We start from the raw sequence: 6,368 nt of genomic DNA on the forward strand, positions 1-6,368 counted from the left end.
TCGTATGCTCAGCTTAAGCTTTCCGGCGAACTTGCTGGATCGCGGAGACGATGTTCGAATAGGCGCCGCACCTGCAGATATTTCCGCTCATGGCTTCCTTGACGTCCTCGTCGCTGTGACCGTAAGGCTCGTTGAGCAGCGCCACAGCCGACATGATCTGGCCGGACGTACAGTACCCGCACTGAAAACCGTCGTGCTCGACGAAGGCGGCCTGCATCGGATGCAGATTGCCCGGCCGTCCAAGGCCTTCGATGGTCGTGATCGCCTCGCCCTCATGGGTGGCGGCAAGGCTTAGGCAGGAATTCACACGCTTGCCGTCTACATGCACCGTGCAGGCGCCGCACTGGCCGTGGTCGCAACCCTTCTTTGTGCCGGTAAGCCGGAGATGTTCGCGTACGCAATCGAGCAGTGTCGTGCGGGGATCGATATCCAGTTCGTGGTTGGTGCCGTTGACGTTCAACCGGACATGTACGTTGGTACTATCTGCGCTCAGGTCGGTGGATGGTGTTTCACCCTGGTCAACACTGCCGGAAGCCGCATGTGCGACTGAGGAAAGTTGTCCGGCGCCAATCGTGATGCCGGCGGCACCCACGCGGCCCAGGAAAGATCGACGTGTCACGCGTTGGAACACCGTCTCGGCATCACTTTGGCTCGTGCCTGGTTTCCGGGACTCTTCGTCCATGAATCGAATTCTCCGCTGAATTATGGGTCGGGGAACGACGACGTATTGCGTCGACGCGTGTTTGACCGAGCTCTTCTTTCTAACATCGGCCATATAAAATTGGACTAACAGCAAGATGAAACTCCTGTCATTTTTGAAGTCTGAGCGGGAGGCATGGCGGGACCAGGCCGGGCGCGAGTCAAGTCGAGTGACTTCGTCCATCTGCGTGACGGCCTGGTTGACCTGGCCGATGCCCTTGCTCTGTTCCTGCGACGCTGCGGCAATTTCACCCATGATGTCGTCACGCGCCTGATCTCGTGAGTGATCTCGCGCATCTTCGTTCCGGTTTCCTGCGCATGGCTGGCGTCTCCCCGGACCCGCTGCATGGAATCGTGGATTTGCTCCTTGATTTCCTGCGCCGATCGAGGCCAACTCGCCGGCGGCGTTTCGTCGCACCAGGCTGAACGGTGAAATGGGATGCGACAGTTGTCGGCGAACGGCGATGAAACGGATTTTCGAATTCGGTCGCGCAGCCAAACGCTCGAAGATCTGTCACAGCCAGCAATAGGCTGATCGAAGCGCTGCCTTCGATCGCCGCATGTCGAGCCGCGAGCAGCCGTTCCATTCCCGGCTGCTCTGATGCCGACTTCTGCGGCACGCATGCATGACAAGGAACCGGTAGACTCAAAGCGGGCGCTAAATGTGCGCCCGTCCTTGCATCGCCCCTTGTTTGCCATTTTCATGTTCCGGAGCATTAGCAGTGAAGGTTTACGATTTCAAAGGTTTCCCTAATCCCGCCCGCGTTCGTATCGCGATTGCCGAGAAAGGTCTCACCAGCCGCGTCGAGTTCATTCATGTCGATCTGCTTGCCGGCGCACATAGAGCTCCGGATTTCCTTGCCAAAAATCCGTCTGGCTTGGTACCGGTGCTCGAGCTCGATGACGGCACCATGATCTCTGAATGCACGGCGATCACCGAGTACCTCGACCACCTGGAGGGCGAGCCGACGCTCACTGGCCGTACCGGTAGGGAACGCGCGATTATTCACATGATGCAGCGCCGGGCCGAAGTCGAATTGATGGATGCCCTAGGGACCTACTTTCACCACGCCACACCGGGGTTGGGTGAAACGATCGAGCTCTACCAGAACCGCGAATGGGGCGAACGAAGCCTCAAGCGCGGCATTGCCGGCATGCACTATCTGAACCAGGTCTTGAGCGGGCAACCGTATCTTGCAGGCGATAGTTTCTCCATGGTCGACATCACCACTTTCGCCGGACTGAGCCTCGCAGATTTCCTCAAGATCGAGGTGCCCGACACACTTACATATCTCAAAGACTGGCGCGCCCGCGTCGGAGCGCGGCCAAGCGTCGCGGAAGCCTAAGCCTGCGTTCGAAACCATCAGGACGCCACGCTTTCATTGGGGCTTGAGGCTGTTCACTGCCGTTATTAATGCTCGAAGCGGCAGCTCGCTCTAGCTGCTCGTCGGTCTCCAGGCGAACAAGCTATATCGGCGGTTGACTTGTTAATGGAGCGACGACCACTGCTGGCGAACGCTTTGGCGTTCTGATGAGTCTTCTTGACGCACTTGCTTATCCAGCACGACAGCCGGGGAGGTGATATGGTGTCGTCCCTTTCGGGGGCAGCGGTCGATATGTGTCTGCGCCCGGCAGCACAAACAACGTTGATGATGTCCGCGACCCGCCGGTTGTAAGAGGCGGGCGCTTCGCAGCGTTATCGTCACGAGCATCATTCGTCGTTAGACGTCGTGGAAGCTCGGACCACGCCGCCTGTCCATCAATGAATAGCGGCTCTGGAAACAGGGCTTTTTCTTTGATGCTATTTCTCCCAAACGAGTGGACCTACGGCGCGGCCGCGCCCGTCGCAACCCCCGATTACCCATACGTAGACTGAAAACAGAATCATGATGATGGAACAGAATCAGGCGGCTGATAATGATCGGCCGGACAACGCCGCCCCGACTCCATTGCGCTCCTGGCTGGCGGTCGGGTCGGTGACCATTGGCGCATTCGCGTTTGTCACGACGGAGTTTTTGCCAGTCGGTCTGTTGCCGCAGATTGGTCGGGATCTCGGTGTCACGCCCGGCACGGCCGGGCTGATGGTGACCGTTCCTGGCGTCATTGCCGCTCTTTCGGCGCCGGGGATGATGCTAGGTGCCGGACGCATTGACCGGCGCCGGATCCTGCTGATGCTGTCGGTATTGCTACTGGCGTCCAATCTGATATCGGCCTTAGCTTCCAATTTTGCGTTCATGCTGCTGGGTCGCGCGATGCTCGGCGCGAGTCTGGGCGGATTCTGGACACTTGCGCTGGCGGCTGCTGGACGGCTGGTACGGGCACACGATGCCGCAAAGGCGACAGCGGCGATCCTCACCGGGGTCACATGCGCAACGGTGATCGGAGTACCGCTCGGCACCTTCATCGCCGGCCTGGCGTCCTGGCGCACGTCGTTCATGGCGACCGGCGTGCTGGTGGCCGTCGCGCTCGCCGCGCAGGCGTTCCTGATTCCTTCGCTGCCGTCGACGGCTGCGTTACGCATGGCGGATCTGGTCACGCTATGCCGCCGCGCTTTTCCGCGCAGAAGTTTGCTAATGGTCGCACTGATCTTTGGCGCTCACTTCTCGTCCTACACGTACATTGCGCCGTTCCTGCTGCAAAACGCCAGCTTCAGCGTGTCCGGCATTACATTGCTGCTGCTCGGGTTCGGCTTCGTGGGGTTCGTTTCCAACTTCGCTTTCTCGGCGATCGTTACGCGCAAGCTGAAAGCGTCGCTGGTGACGGTCGTGTCGCTGCTCATGTTCGCACTATTGGCGACGCCGCTGCTGCGGCATTCCGAGCCTGCGGTGATCGTTGCCATACTCGTGTGGGGCGTCGCATTTGGCGCCATTCCGCTATGTCTTAGCGTGTGGATGCAACTCGCAACGCCTGATCTGCCCGAGGCAGGGTCGGCGCTGTTCGTTGGCGTCATCCAGGTCGCGATTGCAGTCGGCTCGTCGGTAGGCGGTACGGTAGTCGATCGCGTCGGCATTCCCGCCGATTTCTGGTTCGGGAGTGCGCTGGCGCTCCTGGGGCTGGCGGCAATCGGCTGTTTCGGCGCGACCGAAAAGATTTTCGCCAATGCGGAGCTCACGGGGCAGGTGCGACCGTAATAGCGCGCGGGCCAGTGCGCGCTCGGACTTGGCCACCAGTAACCGCTCCGCATTGGTCTCGCGTGCGGAGATGTTCGTGCAAGGCCTGGCCGGCAAGCTGTTCGATGCGAACCTCCCTTTCGACCACAGCTGGGTGACGTACGTCATCAGGCGGGCGTGCTGCGGGGGCGGCTTGATGCTGTTCAGGCGGAGAACCCGCGGCTGCAGGCGGAGGTGATGACGCTTCGTGAGGCGGAAGCGCGTGCGCGGGAAAGCCAGCAGTCGGCCGCCGCGACCGGAGTCCGGAAGACACCACGCCCGACCAGGTCGCCTCGCGCCGTGCCGACCGCCAAACCAGCAACGCGTCGCAGGAAAGCGGTATAAACGCAGAGTACGAAGCGGTGTACTGGTTCGATGCTGGCGTTGGCAGACGGATGACAGGCGCATCCGCATCCAGCTATCCCTTCGAGGCGGATCGGCGCCGGAAGAACCATGAACGTGAACCTGTGCGCCGACTCGTCGCGCGCAGCGGGTTGCCGTTCGCAATACCGCTTCCAGTGTTACTTCCGTACCGCTTCTACTTTTCCTTCAATGCACGGGTGCGCCCAACGGGAATGGCGCGCGCGGCGACATGGTGGCATCGAATCCCGTCGAAGTGGACATGAGTCGTTGCCTCTACATTGCCTCCAGAGAAAGAAACTACGAGGGCCATCGGTACCTCCGCGGCCAGTCGACACTTTACGCGCGGCCGATCAAATAACGGCGAAGGAAGCCACGTTTTTCTGGCTGGCGCAGAAGATTGCGGTGCATATATTCCCCAGCTGGATAACGCGTCAACTGCCTTGCCGAGAGGAGCAAACCGCTCCTCTCGAATGGGGATCAACGGCCGAGGCGCTTGTCGAAGAATTGAGTGATTTCTGCGAATGCCGCTTTGTCCTCGGGCACGCGATCATCCATCTGGTACTGAGCGTGCGACATTCCGTCGAAGACTTCGAGTTGTGCATCGACGCCGGACTGCTGAAGCTTCTGGTGCACACGGACCGTGTTGCTGAGCAGCAAGTCGCGTGTTCCCGTGGTCAGGATCGCTGGCGGAAGGCCATGCATGTCTCCATAGACGGGTGAGAGCAGCGGGTCCTTAAGATCATGACCGTGCGCGTAGACAACTGCCGCAGCATGGCAGAAGCCATTGGGCGACACCAGGACATTGTCCACCTTTTCGTTCGTGTAGAACGAGTCGCCAGTCTTCGTCAGGTCGGACATCGGCGTACCGGGCGCGATCGCACCCGGCATTTTCAGCCCTTCCTGCTTCGCGCGCAGCATCAGCTCGAGCACTAGCGCGCCGCCGGCCGAGGTCCCGAAAACGCCCACATTCTTCGGGTCGTTCGTCTGGAGTACCGACTTATACACAGTCTCGACGTCGTCGAGCGCCGCGGGGAAATAAGCCTCGGGCGGCATGCGGTAGTCGACCGAAATGACCTTGTAGTGTCCAAGACCCGCCATGATGATGGCCTCGCCCGTACCCGACTCGCCAGGGTAAAGCTCATAGCAGCCGCCATGGATATGAACCAGCACCTTGTCGCGATGTTCGGGCGGAATATAGTTGGGCGTCACGATGTGCACCCTCACGCCGTTGATCGTCGATGCCTGCACCGTCACGTCAAGACGCTGGCGCATGGCCGGGAGCGTTTGCATGACCTTTACGGCCTGTGCGTCAGCAGCCGTTCTCCATTGCGCGCCCGTCGTCCACAGATCATTCCAGGCGGGATTGAGCGGCGCCGCGATGAGCTTTTGCAACTGGGGGCTGACTTCCGTCGGCACCGGAATGGTCTTCGCAGGCACCTGGCGAGGCGCAGGCGTGCCGTCGTCGGCAAGCGCTGCGCCGGAAACTGAGGCGAAGGCGGCGCACGCGAGCAGGAGGAATTTAGTGAACTTCATCGTGGAACTGTCTCCGGTTCTGGCTTAAACGGCCACCTGATAGACCTTGCGGCTGACTTCCGGCGTGACGTCGCCGTGCTCGCCTAATGCGATCATGCCGTGCTCTGTCAGTTTCGCGATCAGCGTTTCGATGGAACCGCCGCCGATCTGGTAGTCGCGCAAACGGGTTCCGACGGTCATTCTCTCGAAGAACGCGCGGGTTGCCGCGATCGCCGCGTTGATGCGTTCGTCCTCGCTGCCCTCGGTGATGTTCCAGACGCGCGCGGCGTACTGCAGCAACTTCGCGCGTTTCTGTTCCTTGCGCACGGTCAACATCGCCGGCAGCACGATGGCGAGCGTTTGCGCGTGGTCGAGTCCGTGCAACGCGGTGATCTCGTGGCCCAGCATGTGCGTGGCCCAGTCCTGCGGCACGCCCGCGCCGATGAGCCCGTTCAGCGCCAGCGTCGCCGTCCACATCAGATTCGCGCGCACGCTGTAGTTGTGTGGCTCGGCAAGCGCTTGCGGGCCGACTTCAGTCAGCGTGATCAGCAGCCCTTCGGCAAAGCGGTCTTGCACCTTTGCATCGACCGGGTAGGTCAGGTATTGCTCGACGATATGGACGAACGCATCGACCACGCCGTTGGA

The 6,368-nt window shown here is 60.6% G+C and carries 5 protein-coding genes; 2 read left to right on the forward strand and 3 right to left on the reverse strand.

Features of this window, described 5'->3' with window-relative positions; all coding sequences use genetic code 11:
• Nucleotides 1-13 precede the first annotated feature (13 nt).
• Entirely contained in the window at nt 14-631 is a 618-nt protein-coding gene (locus tag P0D89_RS20630; RefSeq protein WP_408361709.1) for a (2Fe-2S)-binding protein, read from the reverse strand.
• Nucleotides 632-1,421: 790 nt separating this feature from the next.
• On the opposite strand from P0D89_RS20630, the gene P0D89_RS20635 reads away from it, so the two are divergent.
• Together P0D89_RS20635 and P0D89_RS20640 are read left to right on the forward strand one after the other, a co-directional pair.
• Nucleotides 1,422-2,045 carry a glutathione S-transferase family protein gene (locus P0D89_RS20635; RefSeq protein WP_408361651.1) on the forward strand — a complete coding sequence of 208 codons (624 nt, stop codon included), beginning with the start codon at nt 1,422-1,424 and terminating at the stop codon, nt 2,043-2,045.
• Nucleotides 2,046-2,585: 540 nt separating this feature from the next.
• Nucleotides 2,586-3,830 carry an MFS transporter gene (locus P0D89_RS20640; protein ID WP_408361650.1) on the forward strand — a complete coding sequence of 415 codons (1,245 nt, stop codon included), beginning with the start codon at nt 2,586-2,588 and terminating at the stop codon, nt 3,828-3,830.
• A gap of 858 nt (nt 3,831-4,688) precedes the next feature.
• Here P0D89_RS20640 and P0D89_RS20645 read toward each other — a convergent pair.
• On the reverse strand, nt 4,689-5,744 hold the full coding sequence (locus P0D89_RS20645) for an alpha/beta hydrolase (protein ID WP_408361649.1): 1,056 nt from the start codon (nt 5,742-5,744) through the stop codon (nt 4,689-4,691).
• A 24-nt stretch (nt 5,745-5,768) separates the two neighbouring features.
• Nucleotides 5,769-6,368 (reverse strand): dehydroquinate synthase/iron-containing alcohol dehydrogenase family protein (locus P0D89_RS20650; protein ID WP_408361648.1); only part of this gene is annotated, 600 nt, incomplete at its 5' end.

It is taken from the genome of Paraburkholderia sp. RL18-085-BIA-A (genome assembly GCF_046027075.1).
GTDB lineage: Bacteria > Pseudomonadota > Gammaproteobacteria > Burkholderiales > Burkholderiaceae > Paraburkholderia.